The following is a 25129-nucleotide window of genomic DNA, read 5'->3' as shown; positions in this document are numbered from 1 at the left end:
TGTAAATCATCAGGAGGACAATGCCAGCAAGAGATGTTTACCACGATGCGGTTAAAAATGCTTTAATTAAAGACGGTTGGATTATTTTAGCCGATCCTTATGTAATCAAATACAAAGATGCTGAATTATTTGCCGATCTAGCAGTAGAAAAACCTATTGCTGCCACACAAAATGGACGCAAAATTATTGTCGAAATTAAAAGCTTTTTAAGCCCCTCAGCAATGAGAGATTTTGAAATGGCTTTAGGGCAATATATTTTATATCGAAATTTAGTCAATCTTACTGAACCAGAATATCAAATTTATCTAGCAATTAAAGACAGTATTTACGAAAACTTTTTTCAACGCGATTCAATTCAAGATATTACTAAAATAAATCAATTACTTTTGATTGTTGTTGATATGGAACAGGAGGAAATTCTACAATGGAAAAATTAGATAAATATCGTAATTATATTAAAAAAATACTAACTGAATATCACGAATGGGCTTCAGGTTCAGCCAATTTGGATCGAGAAAGTTGTCTAGTTTTTGATGAGATACACGATCAATATTTTTGGTTGTTTATGGGTTGGGAAGGGAAGAAAAAAATCAGAAATATTCAAGTTCATATTCGGATTAAAAATGAGAAAATTTATATTGAGGAAGATTGGACGGAGGCAGGAATTGCTACTGAATTATTAAGGGAAAATGTATCCAAAAAGGATATTGTTTTAGCTTTCCACGATCTAGAAACTCGTAAATTAACTGAGTTTGCCGTTGTTTAAATTACAGGATTACTGAATAATTAATAATTAATAATTAATAATTAATAATTAAGAGTTGATAGTTAATAATTATTCATTCAACAATTAAGGTTTAAAGCTTCCCCTTTTAAGGGGATAAAGTGGTCGTTAGCGTAGCTTCCCGTAGGGTGGGATGGCGTTTGCTACCGCAAAGCTTTCCGTTCCGGAATGCTACCGCAAACGCTAACAGCGGAGCGGCTCTGATAAGAGCGGGTTTCCTCGCCATATCCAATCGACCAAGAGAATCAAAAAAAATCCTTTTAGTCAATCCCCTTCTTTTAAGAAGAGGTAATTATTAATTATTAATTGTTAATTGTTAATTGTTAATTACTGAAACAGTTTTTGATGATATTTTTATCCCTATTATTTGGTTATAATAAAATTTATGAATACCGATTTAGCTTTGTGGAAAGTTGTAATTAATCTGCCTGAATCTCTGAAAAAAGAACTGTTGAATTATGCAGAATATTTACGAAAAAAATATCCGAATAATCAACAATCTACAGAAAAGATGGAAACTTTTAAGGGTTATGGTAGTTGGGCAGATAAAATTATTATGTCAGATGATTTTGATGAACCATTAGAAGATTTGGCGGAATATATTTCAATAATTGATAATTGATAATGGATAATTGATAATTACCTCTCCCTAAAAGGAAGAGGATTGAATAAAAGGAAAATTTTTTCTTGTTTCCCCTTGAAAGGGGAGGCTTTAAACCTAAATTATTTAATTATTTAATTATTTAATTCTTAATTCTTCGGTAATATGAAATATCTTTTGGATACTCATGCTTTTCTTTGGTATTTACTGGGTAATACTAATTTATCAATTAAAGCAAAAGATATTATTGATAGTAAAGAAGACTTGTATTTTAGTATTGTTAGTCTTTGGGAAATTGCGATGAAAATTAATATAGGTAAGTTGCAAATAAATCGACCTATGGAAGATTTATCTCAAGAATTGCAATATATGAATATTTCAATCTTACCAATTATAGATAAAAATATTGAATTATACTCAGCACTTACTTTACCATCAAATCATCGAGATCCTTTTGATAGAATGTTAATTGTTCAAGCTATGAATTACTCTCTTATTTTGATTAGCAGAGATGTTAAGTTTGATGCTTATCCCATTCAAAGGTTATGGGATTGAAGTCAATATAAATAATTTTGGTTTGAGGAAACAAAACACCATATTCGAGGCAATAATCAGAGTTTTTGATTTAGTTTTTATATGGAAAAGGTTCCTTAAGACATTTTTCAATCCTAAAATCCTTTTACCGAATAATTAATAATTAATAATTAAATAATTCGCGCCTTGAAGCCTCCCCTTTTAAGGGAAAAAGCGGTCGATGGATGGCGTTTTGCTCCGCAACATATAAAGCGGAGCGGCTCTGATAAGAGCGGGTCTCGGAGCCATATCCAATCGACCAAGAGAAGAAATAATATTTCCTTATATTCAATAAAGAACGGTTTTAACCAGAGGTAATTATCAATTATCAATTAACGAAAGTTTGCTATTTCCTGTTCCCTATTCCCTATTCCCTCACACCAACGAATTTTGTACCTCACGCTTCTTGGGAATTGCTATAACACCTACCACCTACCACTTACTGAATATAGCAATGTGCGCTGGGATATTTACACATAATTTTTTGTACACCTTTTATAGACTGCACTTTGAGCTGGAAGTTGTAAATACCTGAGCGCTCATTGCTATAATTAATAATTAAATAATTCAGGTTTAAAGGTTCTCCTTTTAAGGGGATAAAATCAAAAATTTTCCTTTTAGTCAATCCTCTTCTTTTAAGAATGGGTAATTATTAATTATTAATTATTAATTATTAATTATTAATTACTAACACTTTCTTCTCAATTTCACCATAAAAAAGCCATCCATTTGTTCTCTATGAGGCCAAACTTTTACCCATCCTTCCACAGTAGGAGGCACTATAAAATCAATAGTTGGCGCTTCAATTTCCCACTCAGAATTATTTGTCAAAAACTTCTCAATCACCTCCTCATTTTCTAAAGGATGAATTGTACAAGTTGCATATACCAAAACTCCCCCTGGTTTTACCCATTTGGCAGTATTTTCTAATAATTCACTCTGAAGTTTTGAGAGTTTTTGAATATTCTCTGGAGTTTGTCTCCACCGTGCATCTACTCGACGGTGTAAAGTTCCTAAACCAGAACAAGGTACATCTAATAAAACTCGGTCAGCTTGATTAATAAATTCAGGAAAACTTCGACTATCTCCTATAGAAATAGAAATAGATTTTAACTGCAATCTTTCAGCATTTTGTTCTAACATTTTTAGTCGAGAAGCTGTTTTATCAATAGCAAAAACTTTGCCATTATCTCCTATTAATTCTGCTATGTGAGTTGTCTTACCTCCAGGGGCAGCACAAGCATCAATAATTATTTCTCCTGGTTGTGGATTTAATAAATAACTAACTAATTGAGCGCTACTATCTTGAACTGACCACCAACCTTCTTTATAACCCGGTAATTTTTGAATTGGACCTACTGCACCTGTTAATCTTAAAAGTTGGGGAAAATGGGGCATCCAGTCAACAGAAATACCTGTATTTTTCATAGCTGTTTCTACTTCTTTGATTGAAGTATTGAGCGGATTAATTCTTAAATCAAGACTCGGCGATTGATTGAACCATGAGCATAATTCTTCAGTTTCTCTTAAACCTAATGTCTCTATCCAATATTCAACTATCCAGTCAGGAAAACTATATAATGTTCCTAATTTTTGTACTGGATTTTTAGGTAGGTCTATTGTCAATTCTCGCCGAATATATTCTCTGAGTAAACCATTAATAAAACCAGTTAATTTAGCTAGTTTACTTTGTTTTGCTAGCTCAACTGTAGTATTAACTGCTGCTGATTCTGGAATTTGTGCTAAATAAGATAATTGATATAAACCAATATGGAGAATTATCCGTAAGTCTGGATGTTGTTGGTGAGATTTCTTTTTTGCTAATTGATCTATAATTGCATCAAGCGATCGCTGCTTTCTCACACATCCATAAACTAATTCTGTAACTAATCGACGGTTGGCATCAATTAAATCATTTTTTCTGAGATGTTTATCTAGGGCAAAATCAGCAAAAGCTTGCTTTCGATACACCTCTTGGAGGATAGTAAAAGCTAATTGACGAGGGTTATTATTCACTGCAATTAATTAAAAAAATTAATAACTTTTTTGATTAATCTGGCAATTATAACATGATAATATATAGCAGAAGGAAGAAGGAAGAAGGAAGAAGGAAGAAGGTTGATATTCCTTTATTTCTACTGCGGAGTGCTCTCAAACAGACATTTGATCGCTCAAGAGTAGCCATGGCAGTTGGTATAGATGAATAATTTTAACTTTAAACTGTTCAAAATTTAACATTAGTAGATTAATATTGACTTATTAATAATTCCTCTATTTGAAAAGTCTTTTCCTATTCCCTATTTTCTTGAATAGTTTACTAAAATAAGTAGTCAAACAAAATTAATTGTATATTTGATAGTCCAGTTAAAATAGGTAAGACAAATGATTGTTATAGCATTAATTAAAAAAGTGAAGTACGACTTATTGCCTATTACCGAAAAATTCTGGTCTAAAGCTTCCCCTTTTAAGGGGATAAAAAGCGATTGAGGGATGGATGTATCTAACCATATCCATGAGACCAAGAGAAAAGAGAATATGCCAGATTTCAAGCATAAGGTTTCAGCTAGAGGTACTGATAACTGATAACTGATAACTGATAACTGATAACTGAAATTACCTCTTCCCCAATTAAAAAAATGAAATTACAACTAGAAAACCAATTGTTTGTCGTAGGTATAGCAATATTTGCAGAGAACCTACAACTACTAGAAACATTTTTTTTCTCATCTGCCAAAACAACTAAATATTGCATTCATAATAGTAGTCCAAAATCAATCTGCTAATTTTCCCAGTCACCTTGTCCAACTTCTAGAAGGAAAAACGAGCCTCACAGTCCATAAAATAGAAGATGGAATGAAAATAAACCCCTGGACTGTATATATCGTCCCAGAGGGAAAATATCTACACTTAAAAACTCAGACCCTACATTTACTCGACCTTCCCTTAGAGTCTGACACTCCCATCAACTATTTTTTCAAATCTCTGGCACAAGAATGGGGAGAGCGCGCTCTTGCCATTCTCATTTCAGGTAATAACAATGATGGCCAAGAAGGATTAGCAGCCATCCGTGATGCTCATGGCGTTGCCCTGGTTAAATCTCCAGAAACAGACCAATTTACCAGTATATCCACCAATGCCATTTCCTCTGAGTTAATTGAAGAAATCTTGTCTCCAGTAGAACTTGCTCAACTTATTTACCACATTGTGGAATGGGAAGGAAATCCATTATTCTCTAGAGACGATCGAGAATCACCATTAATTCCTTCCGAAGAACTACAGGAAATATTAAATATCCTCTACAAATATAAAGAAGTAGATTTCTCTTATTACAAAACTTCCACCATCACTCGTCGAATTATTCATCGCTGTACTTTATTACGATCTGGAAAGCTAGAAAATTATATTCATCATCTCAAAAATTCTGAAGAAGAACAAAAAATACTTTACCAAGATTTACTCATCGGTGCTACCTCCTTTTTTCGAGACCCTCCAGCTTGGGAATATTTAAGAACAAAAATTCTGCCCGAACTTGTCAAGAAAGCTCAACAGGAAGAAAAACAATTGCGAATTTGGGTTTGTGCTTGTGCAACAGGAGAAGAAGCGTACTCAATGGCTATCCTAATTAATGAAGCTATCCGACAAACAGGTAAGTCCCTGAATGTGAAAATCTTTGCCACAGACATTGATAGTAACGCTCTAGAAATTGCTGCTAGGGGAATTTATCCAGAGTCTATTGCCAAACATATATATCAGGAATACCTAGAAAGATATTTTAATCATGAAGTAGGTAGTTACCAAGTAAAGCGATCGCTACGGGAAATGCTGATATTTGCCCCTCACGACCTGACCCAACATCCTGGTTTTTCTAGGATGAATTTAGTTTCGTGCCGTAACGTACTGATTTATATGCAGCCAGAATTGCAGCAACGAGTGCTACGGTTACTCCACTTTTCCTTATCTTCCCAAGGAATTTTATTTTTAGGTAATACTGAAAGCGTTAGAGAACTGGAGGAAGAATTTATCCCCCTCAAATCTTGTTTGAAAGTCTATCGCAAGCGACGAGATGTGCAGCTATCCTTAACTCATCTGACACCAAAAGCAGTAAGCATACCTACTATCTATTATTCCATAAAGACAAAACTTAATCACTCCAGACTTGACCAAATGCTGACAGAAGTATTTCAAGTAGGTTTTGGGGAGCGACAAATTACTGCTTTATTGGTGAATATAGATAACCGCTTGCTGAATGTTTTCTACAATGAGGCAGATCTACTGCAAATTCCCATTGGGGAAGCAAATTTAGAAATCACCGACATTATTTTACCAGAACTCAAGCTACCTTTGAATACAGCGCTGCATCGTGCCAAACGAGACAAACTGACAGTTTTGTATACTGGAATTAAGCTCTATAGAAATAACCAAGAAGAAAATATTACTCTGCGAGTTGGTTACAACTGCGACACCCCATCATTAGAAGAATATTTAATTGTATTTCTGGAAATAGAAACCCCACCAACAGTATCTTTACTAAACGATCGCCAAAAAAAAGTCTATGAAGTAGCACCTGAAGTAGCACAACAAATTATAGAACTAGAATATGAACTCCAACAAACCAGAGAAAATTTACAAGCAGCAGTAGAAGAGCTGGAAACTATCAACGAAGAGCAACAAGCTACTAACGAAGAATTACTAGCCTCCAACGAAGAGCTTCAAAGTACCAATGAAGACTTACAGTCAACAAACGAAGAATTATTTACTATTAACTCCCAATATCAGGCAAAAATTGAAGAGCTGACTCATCTGAGCGAAGATATTGATAATCTCCTCCGTAGTATAGATATCGGCGTAGTTTTTCTCGACAAAAATCTTAAAATTCGTAAATTTACCCCTCCTGCTACCCAAGCTATTAATATTAGAGGCACTGATATTAACCGCCCCATATATCATTTTACTCACAACCTAGACTGCCCAGACTTCATCACAATTATTCAACAAGTTCTCAACCATCAAAAATTAATCGAGAGGGAAGTAACTTTATCTGCTACCGGAGAAAATTTACTCCTGCGCATTCATCCCTATATTCGGGAAGATGACATCAACGATGGTATAGTCATAACATTAGTAAATATTAACGAACTCCAAAAGACCAAAACTCAACTCACACACACTAATAATGTTCTGGAAAGCTTATATGAATCTAGTCCCGCAGGTTTGTTTTTACTAGACCAAGAATTAAGATTTTTACGCATTAACTCTATTTTTGCTGAGATTAACGATTTAACTATATCAGAAAATATTGGCAAGACCTTCTCAGAAGTGCTACCGTATTTAGCAGATCAATTAAATCCTTTATTCCATCAAATATTGGCAACAGGAGAAATCATCAGAAATATTGAAATCAATGCTCCTCATGCTACTAATATTGAAACAGTAGGTTGGTGGCTATCAAGTTATTATCCTGTAGAATTAGAAAACGGCAAACAAGGAATTGGTGGAGTAATTACAGACATTACTCAACTCAAGCAAATTCAACAAAAGTTATTAGAAAGCCAAAAATTAGCTGAAGCAGCTAACAAAACTAAGAGTGACTTCTTCAAACAGATGACCCATGAGCTGAGAACACCTCTAAATGTGATTCTTGGTTTTACCCAACTTTTAGCCCATGGAGATAATCTCGACAAGCACCAAAGAGAGCAGTTAGACCTGATATATAAAAGTGGGAATAATTTGCTAGAGTTGGTCGAAGAAGTTTTGGATTTTTCTAAGCTAGAAGCTAACCGCATGGAGCTGAAGCTGAGTTTGTTTGATTTTCAAGCCTTCATCACAGAGCTGAGACAAATGTTTCGACCAAGTGCAGAAAAAAAAGGTTTGAATTTATTGCTTGAGTTTGATGAGAAAGTACCTCAATATATTTATGGCGATCGGCAGAAACTACGACAAGTACTGATTAATTTCCTCTCCAATGCTATCAAATTTACTGATGTGGGTCATGTGAAATTAAGCGTTCGAGTTGCACAAATATCAGAAAGTAATGATATAGAAGATGATACAGAAGTGAACCCTGTTGATTTAACTACTAACCTAGAGTTTGAGATTGAAGATACAGGTAAAGGTATGACTCAGCAAGAATTAGAGAAAATATTTGAAGCATTTGTTCAAGGCACAGCAGGTAGGTATTCTCAAACAGGTACAGGTCTAGGTTTGTCAATAAGTCAGGGATTTGTGCAACTAATGGGTGGCGATATTCATATCCAGAGTAGTCCTGCTTCAGGAACAACTTTTAGTTTCTCAATTATTGTTAATTATGCTGCGGATACTACCCATACCAAGCTGCCAGTGGTTCAACAAGTATTAGGTCTCGCTCCCGACCAACCAGAATATCGTGTTTTAGTAGTTGATGACATAGAAGAAAATCGAAAATTGCTGCTGATGATGTTGAGACCATTAGGTTTCCGAATATTAGAGGCAGTTAATGGTGAAGAGGCGCTCCACCAGTGGGAGCAGCACCAACCACAGTTAATTTGTATGGATTTACGAATGCCTGGAATGAATGGGTTTGAGGCTATTGAACAGATTAAATCTACTCCTGAAGGTCAAAATACTATGATTATTGCCCTTTCTGCTTCTGGAGCTTTCAGTGACGAGCAACATTCATTTTTGGAAGATAACTGTTGTCATATACTCTCCAAACCAGTTGAAGAAGATGTTTTGCTCAACTCAATTGCTGAATGTATTGGTGTTAAATACATATATAGTTCTTGTCATATTACCCCTGTTCCTGAAACCGATGCTTCAGCAGTACCTAATTTATCTAAAGATTCCTTGAGTGATATGAGTATAAGTTCAGAGTTTCGCTCTCAACTTCATACGGCAGCTCTTAGTTGTAGTTCTGAGGAGGTTATTTCTCTATTAGAGCAAATTCCAGAAGAACACCAGCAACTCACAGACGCTTTGATGGAATTAGCTGATGAGTTTCGGTTTGATATTATTGCTGAATTGATGGAAGAAGAGTAGGGAGTAGGGGAGTGGGGGAGTAGGGGAGTGGGGGAGTGGGGGAGATTAAATATTGAAGTAATTATAGAATTATCAACATAATAGGAAGAAGGAAGGAAGAAGAATATATATCTGGCGATCGTCAGAAATCAAATCAATTATCGCGCAAAAACCATCAATTCTTTTCCCTTACTCTGTTGTTGCATGGAACGTCCCATCTCCCCATCCACCCATCCTCTGTAAGGCATCCCCGCGTCTCCGTGTCTCGGTTATAATACCAGTTTGATAAATATTTGCTACATTTTCTTGAGCGGGGGAGTAGGGGAGTGAGAGAGTAGGGGAGAGGTAAAAATTAAGAATAATTAACAATAATTGGCGTGCTAATTATCAAAAAAATTATTCAGTCTGTGTTAATTACTTAATAATTGAAGTGTGACTTAAATATAGCATTCTTTTTTCAAATTGATATAAGACGTCCCCGTGTCTCCGCCTCTCCGTGTCACCCCATCACCCCATCCCCCCATCTCACCACACTCTCCCTTCACCCAGTTGGATGAGAATAAAATCACCCTTATAGAGGAAGTGTGACTTTCAGTCTGTGTATTATGATGAAGATACTTAATAAAAGCAAATTTTGAGGAAATCGATATTATGAGCTTTCAAGTAAACGACTATGTAATGTTGATTGAGTATGAATGGATTGGAAAAATCTGTAGAATTATCAAACATACTAATCAAAAAGGTTCTCGTCTTGAATATGTCTTATCTAGTATTGATGATAACAGACCTTTTGTTTACAGCAAACACGAACAATTAATGCCTGTGTCTGCCGATCGCCTATAATATCATGTCCGACTGAATACTTATTATTAAGATACTAGGGGAGCGGGGGAGTAGGGGAGTAGGGGAGCGGGGGAGTAGGGAAAATAGAAAGATTTACTGTTTAAGCAAGAGGATAAGTTTTTTCCAGAACGCTCTTATCTGGACATGATATAATATCAAGCTCGGTTGAATACTTACACTTTGGAGGAAGGAAGGCAGCTATGCTGAAAGGTTAGAAGGATTTTGGATAAACTAGCTTTTCATAACCGGATTTGGTATTATACATAATTAATATATGTTGATAATTCTATAATTACTTCAAGCCTTCAATCTCCCCTACTCCCACCCCCAAATATATAATAAGTATTCAACCGGATTTGATCTTAAACCCGCCACAGAAAAAATAACTCATTTTGATGGCATTGTCAGTACGCGCCAGACAATAAAACCTGCAAATAAAACATAACCTGCTACTCCTACCCAGTCTTGCCAACTACCGGATAATTGACTTTCCATAATTTCACTTCCTATTAATTTTGACTTAGACTATCATAATTATTGATTATTGTAAAAAATCTAGAAATTAATCACTCAAAATTTGCAAAACATCGCCAACCGCCACACCCCCATCACTATCAACAGTTGCCAAAACACCTGTGTGAGCGTGACCAAATTTTTCTTTCAACACCGATAATAAAGGAATATCACGATCGCCTGTTTCTGGGTCAACCTCAATATTCATACACCGCCCAATTTTAGCAGTAACAGTAATTTGAGCATTACCCAAGCGCAACTGTTTTCCCACCAAGTCAAACTCTGACCAAGCATCCATTCCATCCACAACCACATTAGGACGAAACCTCTGTATATCTAATATCTTACCTGCCTTTTCTCCTAAATCATCCATTGTTGCCTGACTAATAATAGAAATATGTACAATTTCGCGGTCGGGATAACGAGTTGTACTGCCATTTCCCACTAACTGCACGGGAGCTTTTTGAGGATGACGCGCTCCTTTATTCGGTGTGAGACTTTTCAAATAATCTGTGAAAAAAGTACTGATTCGATCGCGCTCCTCAGATAAACCTGTATTTGCCTTCAGCAACTCAACCCCCTGTCGTCGCACAGTCAAAAAACCAGTTTCTGAGTCAAACTCACAATTCAAAGCAGCTAAACCAGGCCAGTCATTTTGTACTGCAAAATGCTTTTTACTCATCCAAGGTATAACTTCTGGTCCGACGGTCTGGTTATCAGAGTCGAGAAACATCAAAGCAAAAGAGCGATCGCCTTTAATGCCATATCCTGAAGTCAGGAAAAAATCTTGGCAAATTTGAGGAGTTAACCCTTTAACTGGATGAATAAATAATTGTTTAACTGTTGCTAATTTCATGTTATACCAATTTTATAAATCTTTGCTACAAATAGTTAGGTTATTTCTTAGGAGTCAACCCACCCCTAACCCCTCCCAACCCACTCCCTAACCCCTCCGGTGGAGGGGAGGGGAACTCAGGAGTCAGAATAAATAGCTTTAATACCATTTATTAGGTCGTAAGTTATCTTTGTAGTCAAAGGCACATCTCCTGGGCGTGTCTTTTAATTGCCCTTATTATTTTTAACATTCTTTTTTCAAAATGATATTATCATACCAAGATAGGGAAATTAGAAAAAATTATATAGGAATAAGTTTATATCATTATGCGTTTCACTGTTACCTCAAACCTAGAATTTTTTACCTCACGCTTTTTGGAAATTACTATTGCTATATTACTAAAATATTCTATTACCGAATAATTAAAGTAAAAATCCTCTCACTCGCCGTGGAGAAACAATGAATTGATTTTCCTTTTATTCAATCCTCTTCCTTTTAGGGAGAGGTAATTATCAATTATCAATTATCAATTATCCATTATCCATTATTGAATAATACCTAAAAAAATTGAATCATAATTCTCATCGTTATTTACAAAAAGAGTGGAAATGCACTCAAGTAGGACTATTACTGTTTCCTATATTACCAACTATAGGTATATTAACTGTAATTTTTGCTGTTATTCGCACTTGGCAACAAAAATGGCGCAGCATTATTCGTCGTCCCCACAATATAGCTTTAGCTGGTCTTGCTGTCTGGTTAGCGATCGCTACTTTTTTTGCATTAGACCGCCAGGAAGCATTTTTAGGGCTAGCTAATTTATTACCATTTTTTGGGGTATTTGCTGCCTTGAGTACTCTTATTCAAACTCCTTCCCAACTGCGACGACTTTCTTGGGTAATGGTATTCTCTTCAGTGCCTGTAGTCATTTTAGGTTTCGGACAATTATTTTTGGGTTGGTCTGGCCCCCTGAGTTTACAGATTATTTTAGGTTGGGTACTTGCACCACAAGGCAACCCTCCGGGGAGAATGGCTTCAGTATTTATGTACGCTAATATTCTAGCATTTTATTTGACGGTTGTATTTATTCTCGGGTTGGGGTTGTGGATTGAAAAATGGAAATTTTTATCTGGAAACAGGGTGACGACAGAAAGCGCACATCCAAAAAGGAAAATGGGTCGCCTCAATATTTTTCATGGTAAGTCGTCTCAAGAATTTGTTTTTTTAACAGTGGCAATAATTAGTAATGGCATTGCTTTGGTTTTGACAAATTCACGCAATGCTTGGGGGTTAGTGGTATTTGCTGGTCTTGCTTATGCTATTTATCTTGGTTGGCATTGGTTAGTATGGTTAGTAATGACAGCAGTGGCAACTGTATTTGGAGCTGCTTTTGCTCCTGCACCTTTGCAGGAATGGTTACGAGTAATTGTTCCGGAATACTTTTGGGCACGACTCACAGATCGAGATTTTGACAGACCTGTAGCCATTCTACGCAGCACCCAATGGAAATTTGCTTGGAATATGACTTTAGAAAAGCCTTTGAGTGGTTGGGGTTTGCGGAATTTTACTCCTGTGTATGAAGCACAGATGGAAATGTGGCTTGGTCATCCTCATAATTTATTCTTGATGCTAACGGCAGAAACTGGAATTCCTGCTGCTTTGTTTTTGTTTGTTTGGGTGGGTTGGATATTGGCAAAGGCAGTATTGTTATTAATTAATTGGTCATCAATTTATTCTAGAGGAGACCGTTTCATATTTTTTAGTTATTTAGTGGCTTTTGCTGCTTGTACTATATTTAATATGTTTGACGTGAGTTTGTTTGATTTACGAGTTAATACCATAGGATGGTTACTTTTAGCTGCAATTTGTGGGTTAATTGGCAGAAGGCAGAAGGAAAAAGTTATCATGCCCGGTTGAATAGTTTATATCATGTCCGGTAGCATCGGTATTGTATAACAAAACCTACATTTTGATGTTATCATAATCATAGAATTTTTGGTCAAAATAACAAATCACTATGATACTAGAAGCAGTTTACGAACAAGGAGTGTTGCGGTTAACCCAACCTCTAAACTTACCAGAGGGAACGCGAGTCGAAATTACTCTTGTTAAAAGCGGTACAAATTTTCAACAGAAAAAACCTGCTGATATTTTGGCAGCGATCGCTTCACTACCTCTAGAGGGAGAGCAGGATAAATTTTCAGGTAGAGACCACGATCAAATTCTTTATCTAGAGCAAGAGAGACAATGATTTTTGTAGATACAAGTGCTTGGTTTTCTAGTGTTGTTCCATCAGATTCGTGCTATCTAGCTGCTACTGGTTGGATAAGTAGAAATACTCAACCTCTACTAACAACTGACTATTGTGCCATAAAATAAGCGATCGCTCTTAATTCAGAGTTCAATATTGAGTTTACACAAACTCAGTTTCTCGTAGGATATTTATGGGAGCTGATAACTGATAACTGATAATGGATACCCCAAAGACCTATAGAGAAATCGTCAAACAAGTAATTGGTAAATATGCTAAATTACGTCCTTCTCATGGAAATATTAGATTAGATACTGTTTTTGATGAACAGAGCGATCGCTATGCTCTGATGCAAGTGGGATGGAATAGAGGTAAGCGAGTTCGAGGAAATATTATTTATATTACTCTAGGAGAGGGAAAAGTTTATGTTGAATATGATGGTATAGAACATGGCATTACTCAAGACTTAATCGACCAAGGTATTCCTCAGAATAATATAATTTTAGAACATTTATGGGAAATGAATAAGATACTGTACTGATAACTGATAACTGTTAACTGAAATTGCATATCTTCCTGGAAACTAGAAATATAATAGATGAAAATTTATAGTTGTGAGGAAACGGTAAATTTATGGTTTCTCCTAAGAAATGGTTGTCTATTCTCAGTGTTAATAGTCTGATGTTATTTAATGTCAGTTTTCCTGTATTAATGTTGCCCAATATTGTCAATGGGGGAGAAGTTATTGCTCAGACAAACCCCAATGCTGAGGCAGATAAATTACTTCAGCAGGGATTAAAACTATATAAGCAAGGTACAGCAGAATCTCTGAAGGGAGCGCTTACTAAATGGGAGGAGGCACTATTACTATTTAGGAAAACGGGCAATTTAAGTAGGGAAGCTTATACTCTCAATAATATTGGCGCTGTCTACAATAGCTTAGGAGAAAAACAAATTGCTCTCAATTACTACCAGCAAGCATTACTTCTATCTCAGCAAGCAGGCAATCAGGGTGGGGAAGCAATCACTCTCAATAATATTGGTAATGTCTACGATAGCATAGGAGAAAAACAAATTGCTCTCAATTACTACCAAGAAGCTTTACCTCTCAGACGACAAGTAGAGGATAAACGTGGGGAAGCTGACACTCTCAATAATATTGGCGCTGTCTACAATGACTTAGGAGAAAAACAAATTGCTCTCAATTACTACCAGCAAGCATTACTTCTATCTCAGCAAGTAGGCGATCGGGCAGGGGAAGCAATCACTATCAGTAATATTGGCGTTGTCTACGATAGCTTAGGAGAAAAACAAATTGCACTCAATTACTACCAAGAAGCTTTACCTATACTTCAGGAAGTAGGGGATAAACGTGGGGAAGCTGACACTCTCAATAATATTGGCGCTGTCTACAATGACTTAGGAGAAAAACAAATTGCTCTCAATTACTACCAGCAAGCATTACTTCTATCTCAGCAAGTAGGCGATCGGGCAGGGGAAGCAATTACTCTCAATAATATTGGCGGTGTCTACGATAGCTTAGGAGAAAAACAGACAGCTCTCAATTTCTACCAGAAAGCTTTACCTCTTAGACAGCAAGTAGGGGATAAACGTGGAGAAGCAACCACTCTCAATAATATTGGTGCTGTCTACAATAGCTTAGGAGAAAAACAGACAGCTCTCAATTTCTACCAGAAAGCTTTACCTCTACTTCAGCAAGTAGGCGATCGGGCAGGGGAAGCAACCACTCTCAATAATATTGGCCTTGTCTACGATAGTTTAGGAGAAAAACAAACAGCTCTCAATTACTACCAGAAAGCTTTACCTAGGCTTCAGCAAGTAGGCGATCGGGCAGGGGAAGCAACCACTCTCAATAATATTGGCGGTGTCTACGATAGCTTAGGAGAAAAACAAACAGCACTCAATTACTTCCAGCAAGCTTTACCTCTACTTCAGCAAGTAGGAAATAAAGGTGGGGAAGCAGGCACTTTTTTTAATATTGCTTCGCTCAAAGCTAGACAAGGCAAACTCACCGAAAGCCTTACTTTCATAGAAAAATCCCTAGAAATAATTGAAGATCTCCGCACTAAAATAGTTGCAACTGATCTCCGCACATCATACTTTGCCACAGTTCAAGATGAGTATCAATTCTACATCAACCTCCTAATGCAACTCCACAAACAAAACCCCAACGAAGGTTATGACAGCAAAGCATTAGCCGCCAGCGAACGCAGTCGTGCCAGAAGCTTACTAGACATCCTAGCAGAATCAGGAGCCGACATCAAAACCGGAGTAGACCCCCAACTCCTCGCCCAAGAAAAACAATTACTGCAAAAACTCAACACTTTAGATCAAGCACGACAACTCAATACCCCAGGATACAACCCCCACGAACTCAAACAACAAATTGAAACCCTAAGCAACCAACTCCAACAATTAGAAGTCAAAATTAAACAAAATAGCCCTCGTTACGCCAATCTCAAATATCCAGAACCCCTCACTGCTTCCGAAATTCAAAAACAAGTCATCGACAAAGAGACCATACTTTTACAATATTCTCTGGGAGAAGACCGTAGTTATTTATGGTTAGTAACTCCCACAGAAATTAGCAGTTATGAACTACCTCCAAGAGTAGAAATAGAAGAATTAGCTAAACAATTTAGAGAAGAAATAACCTCTCTTTCCCCAGTACCAGAAACGGGAAATAAATTAAGTGAAATATTATTGTCGCCTGTAGCAAATAAACTAGAAAATAAACGAATATTAATAGTAGCAGATGGAATATTACAGACAATTCCTTTTGCAGCTTTACCACTACCACAAAACCTCAATCAAACTAACTATCAACCCCTAATTGTCAACCATGAAATAGTCACTTTACCATCAGCTTCAAGTATTGATATTCTCAGAGAACAAGTCAAAGACAGAACCCTCGCCCCGAAAAAAGTAGCCGTTATTGCCGACCCAGTATTTGAAGATAATGACCCCCGGTTTCAGACAATTTCTCAACCAAAAAAAGAAACAGAAAATAATGATTTAACTAGAATGGCATTAAAACGTTCTATAGAAGATTTTCTGGGTTCATCATTCAATCGTCTAGAAGGGACTCGTCAAGAAGCAGAAGCAATATTAGCATTAGTTCCTGACAATTTAGAACAAATATTTTTAGACTTTGATGCTAATCGAGAAACCGCAATAAATCCCAAATTATCTGAATATCAAATAGTACATTTAGCCACCCACGGACTATTAAATGAAACTCAACCTGAATTATCAGGATTAGTGCTTTCTTTGTATGACAAAACTGGTAAAGGAAAACCAGGATTTTTACAATTAAACGATATTTTTAACTTAGAAATGCCAGCAGAATTAGTAGTATTAAGTGCTTGTAAAACAGGAATCGGCGAAGAAATTAGAGGAGAAGGATTAGTCAGTTTAACTAGAGGATTTATGTATGCGGGAGCTAAACGAGTAGTAGTAAGTTTATGGAGTGTGGCAGATAATTCGACTTCTAAATTAATGCAAAATTATTATCGGAAAATGTTAGAAATGGATAAAAATCCTGTGGAGGCAATGAGAGAAACTCAGTTAGAAATGTTGAGTTCAGAAAATTGGAAAGCACCTTATTATTGGGCGCCATTTGTTGTGCAGGGAGAGTGGAAATGAAGTCAGAAGTTTGAAGTCAGAAGTCAGAAGTTTGAATAAATCAAGTTAGAAGATGTAGGTTGGGTTGACGGAGGAAACCCAACAAATTGCTTGAATAAACAACAACACCTAACAAAAATAGGTATCTGTTGGGTTGCGCTCTCGCTTAACCCAACCTACATTTACATTTTGATGTTAGTAGTAGGGTGCGTTAGGCGCTATCATGGGGAATATATTATCTCTCAAAGAGTTTGTTGCGCCGTAACGCACCTAAACTAACGGTGGGTTACGCGATAGCTAACACACCCTACGGATTAATTTATCGAGTTGATGTTAGAATATTTCTAATAGTCACTAAATAATTTAGCTAATGTCAATGAAAGCAATAGAAACTAACGGCAAAATTGATAAAAATGGCAATCTAATTTTAGTTGACGGAGGAAACCCAACAAATTGCTTGAATAAACAACAACACTTAACAAAAATAGGTATCTGTTGGGTTGCGCAATAGAACATCTGTTCCGCTCCGCGATCGCTTAACCCAACCTACTAGACTGAAATAACCTGCATATTTTCCTTGAAACTGAAACTATAATAGTATTGATTATATCAAGATGATGATGATGATAAAGCGTAGAAAATTTTGTCGTTATATTGCTCTGAGTTCAGCCTGTTTAGCTGGTGCTTTAGAGAAAAAATTAGCTCTTTCTACTACTGCCAAGTTTTCCCCAACTAAATCATTTCATAACTGGGTAGTATTGTATTGGATGCCATACGATAACGATCTTGTACGTTTTGGTGAACCAATAATTAAAATGTTAACCCGTGGTACACAAAACTCAGAAGTTGCTGTAGTTGTTCAATCAGACTATTGGGGTGACAAAAAAATGCGTCGTCGTCTGCTGGTAAAAGGAACTACCAAAGAAATTAATATACAAGGAGAAGATAGTAGTGATGTATCTGCTTTTTCCGCTTATCTTGATTGGGCAAAGGAAAATTTTGAGGCAAAAAATTGGGCTATTATTATTGTAGGTCATGGTGGCAGGATTAACGAAGTTAGTCCTGATGACCACAGAGCAACTAATCAAACACGAACCTGGATGAGAGTAGACCAGTTAACCAATGTACTTAGCAATTTTAACCAAGGGGTTAATGGACGAGTCGAACTACTTTTCTGGCAAAATTGCAACAAAGCTACCCTAGAGGTCATGTATCAAGCAAGGAATTGTGCTAAGTATACTCTTGCTTCTCAACTGCTTCTAGGGGCACCAAATTACTATTATGAGGGTTTTCTCAATCGTTTACAAGAGCCATCTGTCGGCGGACGTGAAGCAGCTATAGCTATTATGGATTCTGAAAGAGCTGATATGTATCATACTCTGACTCTGGTGGATAATGAAGAGGTTAAGCTGATTCCAGAGAAACTCTCACGGTTACTTCGGTTGATTCTCAACAACAATTTGCTATCTGTCAGGCAATCAGAACTCTCAACTTTTCGCTATTTTGGCGAACAGTGTTGTGATGCTCTTGTATTTCTTGGTTATCTCTCCAGTTTGAACAAGAAAGGATATCTAGAGTTTACTGAGTTTGCTAATTTTCTGCGTCATAGGGTGATTACTTTCCATAAAATAGGGGGAGAATTTTATGGTACAAGTCGTCATAACAATACAAAATTGGAGGGATTATGTGGTCTGAGTTTATATCTTCCAGAAACTCAAAAGGACACTTCTCGCTATAGTTCACTTGCTCTATATCAAAAAGTTGATCTAGTCAACTTATACAGAAGGATAGTTAACATTTAAAGGGTTGAAATTAATGAAAGCAATAGAAACTAACGGCAAAATTGACGATAAGGGAAATCTAATTTTAGGCTTAGGTGCGTTACGCTATCGCTAACACACCCTACAGATTAATTTATCAAGTTGATGTTAGAATATTTCTAATAATCACTAAATAATTTAGCTAATGTTAATGAAAGCAATAGAAACTAACGGAAAAATTGACGATAAGGGAAATCTAATTTTAGAACATCCTCTAGAAATAGATACTCCTACAAATGTACGAGTTATTATTCTTGTACCAGAAGATTCTGAAACTCAAGAAATACAAACTAATCAAACTAATGAAACTAATTTTGAAAAAGCTATGGTTATTTATAAAAAAGGAAGTGAAAAATATAAAAATGCGTTACGAGAATTAGCAAAGTGAAAGAACCTATTTGGATAGACGAAATTATTGCTAAAGCTATTCATGCAGACCAAATTATTCAACATGGAGGAAGTCCAGGAATTAGAGATGAAAATTTACTTTCTGCTAGTTTAGCTAGACCTCGACATTTGTTTAATTATGGTCAGCCAAATTTATTTGAACTTGCAGCAGCTTATGGTTATAGTCTAGCGAAAAATCATCCATTTATTGATGGGAATAAAAGAACAGCTTTTATGGTTATGTATACTTTTTTAGGGCTAAATAATTATTTGCTAGAGGTTCCCGAACCAGAAGTTGTAACAATGATGGAACAGCTAGCAAGTGGAGAAGAAAATCAAGAATCTCTAGGGAAGTGGTTAGCAGAAAATTCTGTAGAGATTTAAGCATTAAAATAATATTTAGTAGGACTTAGGCAAATTAACCTTAAAGACACCATATGTAGGGGCGAATGCCATTCGCCCTCAGTGGATTTACTGTACGTGCATAAGTCCTGTTAGTCGAAAATTTTAACAAAACCTAGAAATAAGGAATTATTCAAAATGTCTCCTATATCTCGCCGCCATTTTTTCCAATTTGCTAGTTCAATACTTGCCACCCTTGGCATAAGTCAATTGAAATTTCTCTCCCAAGCCGAAAATTATGGCAAAGTATTAGCTCAAAGTACCCCACGAAAACTTGCTCTTTTAGTAGGAATTAATACATATCAAACAGCACCTTTAAGAGGTTGTGTAAATGATACAGAAATGCAACGTCATCTATTAATTCACCGCTTTGGTTTTAATCCGAAAGATATCTATATTGTTACTGATGAAAAAGCAACTCGCCAAGGAATTTTAGAAGCATTTGAAGAACATTTAATTAAACAAGCAAAACCAGGAGATGTGGTAGTTTTTCACTATTCAGGTCATGGTTCCCGCGTTAGAGACCCTAATCCTATTATCAAGACTTCTTTGATGGATGGTAGTGGTTTAAGTGGTACATTAGTTCCAGTGGATAGTTCTTTTCCCGATCCCGATATTGGTGGTGTAGTTGATGATATTATGGGGCATACTTTGTTTCTACTCACATCAGCTTTAAAGACAGAAAATTTCACCGGAGTTCTTGATAGTTGTTTTTCAGGAATGACAACTAGAGATTTTATTGTTCGTTCTCGTGCTGGTGGAAAGAAAATAGAAATTGCTCCTCAAGAAAAGGCTTATCAAGAAAAATGGTTATCTCGATTGGGTATGTCTAAGGATGAGTTTGTGAAAGCTTATCAAAGTGGTGTAGCAAAAGGAGTTTTCTTTGCTTCTGCTAAACCTTTTCAACTGGCGCAAGAACGGAAAATTATTGATTTTTATGCCGGAATTTTTAGCTATTTATTTACACTATATTTATGGCAAGAAACAGCTACACCAAAAGAGGCGATCGCTTATGTTAATCGACAAATTCCTCCTAGGTTAAAACAGAACTCACTGTATGAAGTTAAGAAAGGTACTAAATTAGATAGTCAAGGCATATATTTGACTGAAAATTCCAGTCCTGTTGCTAATGCAGTAGTTACAGAAATTAAGGGCGATAAAGCTCAAATTTGGTTAGGAGGATTAGATGTGAAAAAAAATCTCTGAATTAACAACAGGTGCTGTATTTAATGTTGTGAATTCAAAAGAAAAATCTGCTGCTAAATTAATGTTTGAATCTCGTGATGGTTTGGTGGGAACTGCAAAAGTTAAAGGTATCGTTGAACCTGGTTCTCTATTAGACCTCTCCTGAAAAGAGGGAGTAGGGAGTAGGGAGTAGGGAGTAGGGGGGAAATAATTGATGATTTATGCACGATAATTGATTTTATTTTTGATGCTCGCCAGATTTATATTGCAAATTTAAAGGGTGCGCTTCAACACACCCAATAAGGAGTCAGGAGTCAGGAGGGAAGAAAGAAGAAGAAAGAGAAAGTTTTTTGCTAGTCCTGCTCGCGTAATGGTATACAAGGAACAAGGGATGTTTGGCACAGGAGCAAGGGATGCTTGGCACGGGAGCAAGATGCTCCCACTGTTCTCGTAACAAAAATAATGCAATGCACTACCATGACAATGCACCACCACCAGTTTTTTTATCACTAATTATCCAGACATGATATACAGCAAATTCCAAGTATATGAAGTACAGATATGAAAAATTAAATGTTCCCAGTGCGAGCATCTTGCTCGCTTCGGGGTGTACCTCACCAAGGTGGAACCTGCTGTAACTTCTGACCGTAATAAAGTGTGTCTTACATTCTGAAGGCGATGTGTGCGGAATCATTTCCGCACTAGAAAAGCGCCGTAGGCAACCTCAGAGTTACACACTCACTTCTGACTTCTGAATTCTAAATTCTAAATTCTGAATTCTAAATTCTGAATTCTAAATTCTAAATTCTAAATTCTAAATTCTAAATTCTAAATTCCCTAAGCTCCCCCCCGTAACTTATCTAATACACTCCGGTCTTGTAACGTTGAAGTATCCCCAGCAATTTCCTGACCCGCCGCCAGAGACCGTAACAACCTCCGCATAATCTTACCAGAACGAGTCTTAGGCAAATCCTCAGTAAAGCGAATATCACCAGGACGAGCGATCGCTCCAATTTCCTGAACAACGTGCTGCTTCAACTCCTTCTCCAAATCCTCATTTGGTTCGCGATCGCCTTCTAAAGTCACAAAAGCCACAATATCCTCACCCTTAACCTCATCAGGTTTACCAACAACTGCCGCCTCAGCAACAGCAGGGTGAGAAACCAACGCCGACTCTACCTCCATAGTACCCAAACGATGACCAGCGACATTAATCACATCATCAACACGACCCATCACCCAAAAATAACCATCGTCGTCTTTGTGGGCACCATCACCAGCAAAATAAATATACTCTCCACTCTTCGGACGTAAATACTCCCAATAAGTACGACGGAAACGATCGTCATCTCCATAAACAGTCCGCATCATTCCTGGCCAAGGATGCTTAATCACCAAATAACCACCATTATTACCATCCACAGATTCACCCTCCTGATTAACAATATCAGCAATAATGCCAGGGAAAGGCAAAGTCGCCGAACCAGGTTTAGTCGAAGTAGCACCAGGTAAAGGAGTAATCATAAACCCACCCGTTTCAGTTTGCCACCAAGTATCAACTATCGGACAGCGATCGCCACCAATAACACGGTTATACCAAATCCAAGCTTCAGGGTTAATTGGTTCTCCCACTGTTCCTAACAACCGCAAAGAAGAAAGATTTCTAGAATTGGGATGATGTTCTCCCATTTTCATTAATGCTCGGATAGCAGTAGGAGCAGTATAAAAAATAGTAACGCCATATTTTTCTACCACATCCCACAGACAACCAGGATTAGAAGCTCTTGGTGCGCCTTCATACATTAGGCTAGTGGCACCATTGGAAAGAGGACCATAAACAATATAACTATGACCAGTAATCCAACCTACATCCGCAGTACACCAATATACGTCTGTATCTTGCAGGTCGAACGCCCACTTATTAGTAACATGAGTATAGAGATTATAACCACCTGTGGTGTGTACAACACCTTTAGGTTTGCCAGTAGTTCCACTGGTGTACAGAATAAATAGCATATCTTCACTATCCATCGGTTCCGCTGGACATTCCCCAGAAGCACCTTTTTGGACATCGTGCCACCAATGGTCGCGCCCAGGTTCCATGTGAATTTGTTGAGCAGTGCGTTTAACCACTAGCACATTTTCCACAGTGGGGGCACCTGCGACTAGAGCTTTGTCTACTTGCTCTTTGAGCGGAACAATGGCATCTTTTCGCCAACCACCATCGGCAGTGACTACTAATTTAGCCTCAGCATCAACCAGTCTGTCTTTGAGAGCTTCAGCGCTAAAACCCCCAAAAACAACAGTGTGGGGAGCGCCTATTCTTGCACAGGCCAACATAGCAATGGCCGCTTCAGGAATCATCGGCATATAGATACCCACGCGATCGCCTTTTTTCACTCCCAATTGTTTAAAAACGTTAGCCATCTGGCAAACTTCCCGATGCAGTTGGGCGTATGTAAGGGTGCGAGAGTCTCCGGGTTCTCCTTCCCAAATGAGGGCTGCTTTGTTACGTCGCCAGGTGGTAAGATGACGGTCGAGACAGTTATAGGAAATGTTAATTTTGCCATTAACAAACCATTTGACAAAAGGAGGTTGCCAGTCAAGGACTTTGTCCCATTTCTGGAACCAGTCTAATTCTGTTTCAGCTAGTTCTGCCCAAAATGCTTCTGGGTCAGCCTTAGCCTTTTCGTAGAGTTGTTTATATTCTTCTATACTTTTAATATGTGCTTTTTGAGCAAATTCTGTCGGTGGGGGAAAAAGGCGTTTTTCTTGTAGGATTGATTCAATAGTAGGTTGTGACATTTTTGTATTTGTAGTTACTGCTAATAATTATCTCAACGTTGGTTGAAGACCCACGCTCTCCCGCAGGGGAGCGTCGTATGGGAAAACCAATCAATGTTGCGGTTTTACATATAATATGCTAAAATATAAGTCTTACAACAATTAAATATGTAGATGGTCGAAAAAGCGTACAAATTTAGGTTCTACCCAACTCCAGAACAAGAAAACTTGTTGCGGAGGACTTTGGGTTGTGTGCGTTTAATATACAATAAAGCCTTAGCAGCCAGGACTCAAGCTTGGTATGAAAATAAAGAGCGAGTAGGGTATAAGCAAACTTCTGCTATGCTGACGAACTGGAAAAAACAAGAAGATTTAGATTTCCTCACAGAAGTCAGCAGTGTTCCATTGCAGCAAGGCTTAAGACATCTACAAACAGCATTCACCAACTTCTTTAGTGGACGTGCCAAATATCCCAACTTTAAGAAAAAGCGTAATGGTGGTAGTGCTGAATTTACAAAATCAGCGTTCAAGTGGAAAGATGGTCAAGTCTATCTAGCTAAATGTGCTGAACCATTACCGATCAGATGGAGTAGGCAAATACCCCAAAGCTGTGTACCAAGTACGATTACAGTGAAACTTGACCCCTCCGGCAGATGGTCAGTGTCTCTGAGAGTCAATGACCCTAGAGATTTAAAGCTGAACCCAGTAAGCAAACAAGTTGGTATTGATTTAGGAATTACCAGTTTAGTTACTACCAGTGATGGAGAAAAAGTTACTAACCCTAAAAATATAAACAAATTACACAAAAAACTGAGGCTAGCTCAAAAGTCTCTATCTAGGAAAACTAAAGGATCAAATAACTATCAAAAAGCTAGGCTGATTTTAGCCAAGATATACGCAAAAATTAAAGATTCAAGGCTTGATTATATCCATAAGCTGACTACTCAACTAATCAGAGAAAACCAAACGATAGTGGTTGAGGATTTGGTAGTAAAAAATATGGTCAAGAATCACAAATTAGCTAGAGCAATAAGTGATGCCAGTTGGTCCGAATTAGTTAGGCAATTAGAATACAAAGCAGAATGGTATGGACGGAAATTAATCAAGATTGACAGATATTTCCCTTCTTCTAAGGGTTGCTCTAATTGTGGTCATGTAGTGGAGAAATTATCTCTAAATATTAGAGAGTGGGATTGTCCTGAATGTGGTAGTCACCATGACAGGGACATAAACGCAAGTATAAACATTTTGCGGATGGGAACCCGCGTCGGCGTAAGACGCAAGGGAACGCCCACCAAGAAGGCTGCGGGACTCGCAGTGTCAGTCTGTGGAGCGACCATAAGACCTTCTGGGAGTAAATCCCGCAAGGCTGGTGCTAAGAAACAGAAAGCCCCTAACAGTGATGTTAAGGAATCCCACGCTGTCTCTTAGAGCAGCGTCGGGAGGATGTCAATGTGGACTTAGAATGAACATCAGAATCTTTATTTTTTTTAAGTTGAGTTTAAGATTTGTA

The 25129-nt window shown here is 37.3% G+C and carries 22 protein-coding genes; 18 read left to right on the top strand and 4 right to left on the bottom strand.

The window, feature by feature from the left end; genetic code table 11:
- Window positions 1-20: 20 nt before the first annotated feature.
- The 4 genes from SAGCYANO_RS17210 to SAGCYANO_RS17195 all read left to right on the top strand — a co-directional run bounded on the left by SAGCYANO_RS17210 (window position 21) and on the right by SAGCYANO_RS17195 (window position 1940).
- Window positions 21-437 (top strand): XisH family protein, encoded by a 417-nt coding sequence (locus tag SAGCYANO_RS17210; protein WP_202221202.1) that lies wholly within the window; start codon window positions 21-23, stop codon window positions 435-437.
- Complete coding sequence (locus SAGCYANO_RS17205; RefSeq protein ID WP_202221201.1) at window positions 425-766, top strand: XisI protein; 342 nt, start codon at window positions 425-427, stop codon at window positions 764-766. The genes SAGCYANO_RS17210 and SAGCYANO_RS17205 overlap by 13 nt, the downstream gene beginning before the upstream one ends.
- A gap of 403 nt (window positions 767-1169) precedes the next feature.
- A complete protein-coding gene (locus tag SAGCYANO_RS17200; RefSeq protein WP_202221200.1) occupies window positions 1170-1406 on the top strand; it encodes a DUF2281 domain-containing protein in 237 nt (78 codons plus the stop codon).
- A gap of 144 nt (window positions 1407-1550) precedes the next feature.
- The gene (locus tag SAGCYANO_RS17195) at window positions 1551-1940 is read left to right on the top strand and encodes a type II toxin-antitoxin system VapC family toxin (protein WP_202221199.1); all 390 of its coding nucleotides are present in this window, start codon (window positions 1551-1553) and stop codon (window positions 1938-1940) included.
- A 705-nt stretch (window positions 1941-2645) separates the two neighbouring features.
- Here SAGCYANO_RS17195 and SAGCYANO_RS17190 read toward each other — a convergent pair.
- Complete coding sequence (locus SAGCYANO_RS17190; RefSeq protein ID WP_202221198.1) at window positions 2646-3974, bottom strand: 16S rRNA (cytosine(967)-C(5))-methyltransferase; 1329 nt, start codon at window positions 3972-3974, stop codon at window positions 2646-2648.
- Window positions 3975-4027: 53 nt separating this feature from the next.
- Here SAGCYANO_RS17190 and SAGCYANO_RS17185 point away from each other — a divergent pair, with 53 nt between their 5' ends.
- On the top strand, window positions 4028-4165 hold the full coding sequence (locus tag SAGCYANO_RS17185) for a hypothetical protein (RefSeq protein ID WP_202221197.1): 138 nt from the start codon (window positions 4028-4030) through the stop codon (window positions 4163-4165).
- A gap of 356 nt (window positions 4166-4521) precedes the next feature.
- On the opposite strand, the gene SAGCYANO_RS17180 is transcribed toward SAGCYANO_RS17185, so the two are convergent.
- On the bottom strand, window positions 4522-4710 hold the full coding sequence (locus tag SAGCYANO_RS17180) for a hypothetical protein (protein WP_202221196.1): 189 nt from the start codon (window positions 4708-4710) through the stop codon (window positions 4522-4524).
- Between SAGCYANO_RS17180 and SAGCYANO_RS17175 the strand changes: the two genes are divergently transcribed.
- Together SAGCYANO_RS17175 and SAGCYANO_RS17170 are read left to right on the top strand one after the other, a co-directional pair.
- Window positions 4686-8972 carry a CheR family methyltransferase gene (locus tag SAGCYANO_RS17175; RefSeq protein WP_307785918.1) on the top strand — a complete coding sequence of 1429 codons (4287 nt, stop codon included), beginning with the start codon at window positions 4686-4688 and terminating at the stop codon, window positions 8970-8972. The genes SAGCYANO_RS17180 and SAGCYANO_RS17175 overlap by 25 nt on opposite strands.
- Window positions 8973-9602: 630 nt before the next feature.
- Complete coding sequence (locus tag SAGCYANO_RS17170) at window positions 9603-9794, top strand: hypothetical protein (RefSeq protein ID WP_202221194.1); 192 nt, start codon at window positions 9603-9605, stop codon at window positions 9792-9794.
- Between the two features lie 562 nt (window positions 9795-10356).
- Here SAGCYANO_RS17170 and SAGCYANO_RS17165 read toward each other — a convergent pair.
- A complete protein-coding gene (locus tag SAGCYANO_RS17165) occupies window positions 10357-11163 on the bottom strand; it encodes an MOSC domain-containing protein (protein ID WP_202221193.1) in 807 nt (268 codons plus the stop codon).
- A 546-nt stretch (window positions 11164-11709) separates the two neighbouring features.
- Between SAGCYANO_RS17165 and SAGCYANO_RS17160 the strand changes: the two genes are divergently transcribed.
- From SAGCYANO_RS17160 to SAGCYANO_RS17120, 10 genes are all read left to right on the top strand, one after another.
- On the top strand, window positions 11710-13059 hold the full coding sequence (locus SAGCYANO_RS17160) for an O-antigen ligase (RefSeq protein ID WP_202221192.1): 1350 nt from the start codon (window positions 11710-11712) through the stop codon (window positions 13057-13059).
- 100 nt (window positions 13060-13159) lie between these two features.
- Window positions 13160-13393, top strand: a complete 234-nt coding sequence (locus tag SAGCYANO_RS17155; RefSeq protein ID WP_237396263.1) for an antitoxin family protein — start codon at window positions 13160-13162, stop codon at window positions 13391-13393.
- Window positions 13390-13521, top strand: a complete 132-nt coding sequence (locus SAGCYANO_RS47665; RefSeq protein WP_255502587.1) for a hypothetical protein — start codon at window positions 13390-13392, stop codon at window positions 13519-13521. Before SAGCYANO_RS17155 ends, SAGCYANO_RS47665 begins: the two co-directional genes overlap by 4 nt.
- Before the next feature lie 92 nt (window positions 13522-13613).
- Window positions 13614-13934 (top strand): element excision factor XisI family protein, encoded by a 321-nt coding sequence (locus SAGCYANO_RS17150; protein ID WP_202221191.1) that lies wholly within the window; start codon window positions 13614-13616, stop codon window positions 13932-13934.
- Between the two features lie 92 nt (window positions 13935-14026).
- Window positions 14027-17059, top strand: coding sequence for a tetratricopeptide repeat protein (locus SAGCYANO_RS17145; RefSeq protein ID WP_202221190.1), 3033 nt, complete (start codon window positions 14027-14029; stop codon window positions 17057-17059).
- A 355-nt stretch (window positions 17060-17414) separates the two neighbouring features.
- Window positions 17415-17549 carry a hypothetical protein gene (locus tag SAGCYANO_RS47660; protein ID WP_255502586.1) on the top strand — a complete coding sequence of 45 codons (135 nt, stop codon included), beginning with the start codon at window positions 17415-17417 and terminating at the stop codon, window positions 17547-17549.
- 103 nt (window positions 17550-17652) lie between these two features.
- The gene (locus tag SAGCYANO_RS17135) at window positions 17653-18840 is read left to right on the top strand and encodes a clostripain-related cysteine peptidase (protein ID WP_237396262.1); all 1188 of its coding nucleotides are present in this window, start codon (window positions 17653-17655) and stop codon (window positions 18838-18840) included.
- A 169-nt stretch (window positions 18841-19009) separates the two neighbouring features.
- Entirely contained in the window at window positions 19010-19246 is a 237-nt protein-coding gene (locus SAGCYANO_RS17130; RefSeq protein ID WP_202221188.1) for a hypothetical protein, read from the top strand.
- Window positions 19243-19629: a type II toxin-antitoxin system death-on-curing family toxin gene (locus tag SAGCYANO_RS17125; RefSeq protein ID WP_202221187.1), complete on the top strand. Its 387-nt coding sequence runs from the start codon at window positions 19243-19245 to the stop codon at window positions 19627-19629. The genes SAGCYANO_RS17130 and SAGCYANO_RS17125 overlap by 4 nt, the downstream gene beginning before the upstream one ends.
- Before the next feature lie 156 nt (window positions 19630-19785).
- A complete protein-coding gene (locus tag SAGCYANO_RS17120) occupies window positions 19786-20853 on the top strand; it encodes a caspase family protein (RefSeq protein WP_202221186.1) in 1068 nt (355 codons plus the stop codon).
- A gap of 816 nt (window positions 20854-21669) precedes the next feature.
- Here the strand turns inward: SAGCYANO_RS17120 and acs are convergent.
- Window positions 21670-23637, bottom strand: coding sequence for an acetate--CoA ligase (gene acs, locus SAGCYANO_RS17115; protein ID WP_202221185.1), 1968 nt, complete (start codon window positions 23635-23637; stop codon window positions 21670-21672).
- 153 nt (window positions 23638-23790) lie between these two features.
- On the opposite strand from acs, the gene SAGCYANO_RS17110 reads away from it, so the two are divergent.
- Window positions 23791-25047: an RNA-guided endonuclease TnpB family protein gene (locus tag SAGCYANO_RS17110; protein ID WP_202221184.1), complete on the top strand. Its 1257-nt coding sequence runs from the start codon at window positions 23791-23793 to the stop codon at window positions 25045-25047.
- Window positions 25048-25129: the final 82 nt, after the last annotated feature.

It is taken from the genome of Okeania sp. KiyG1 (assembly GCF_014132355.1).
GTDB lineage: Bacteria > Cyanobacteriota > Cyanobacteriia > Cyanobacteriales > Microcoleaceae > Okeania.
This window is presented reverse-complemented; position numbering and strand designations above follow the sequence as displayed.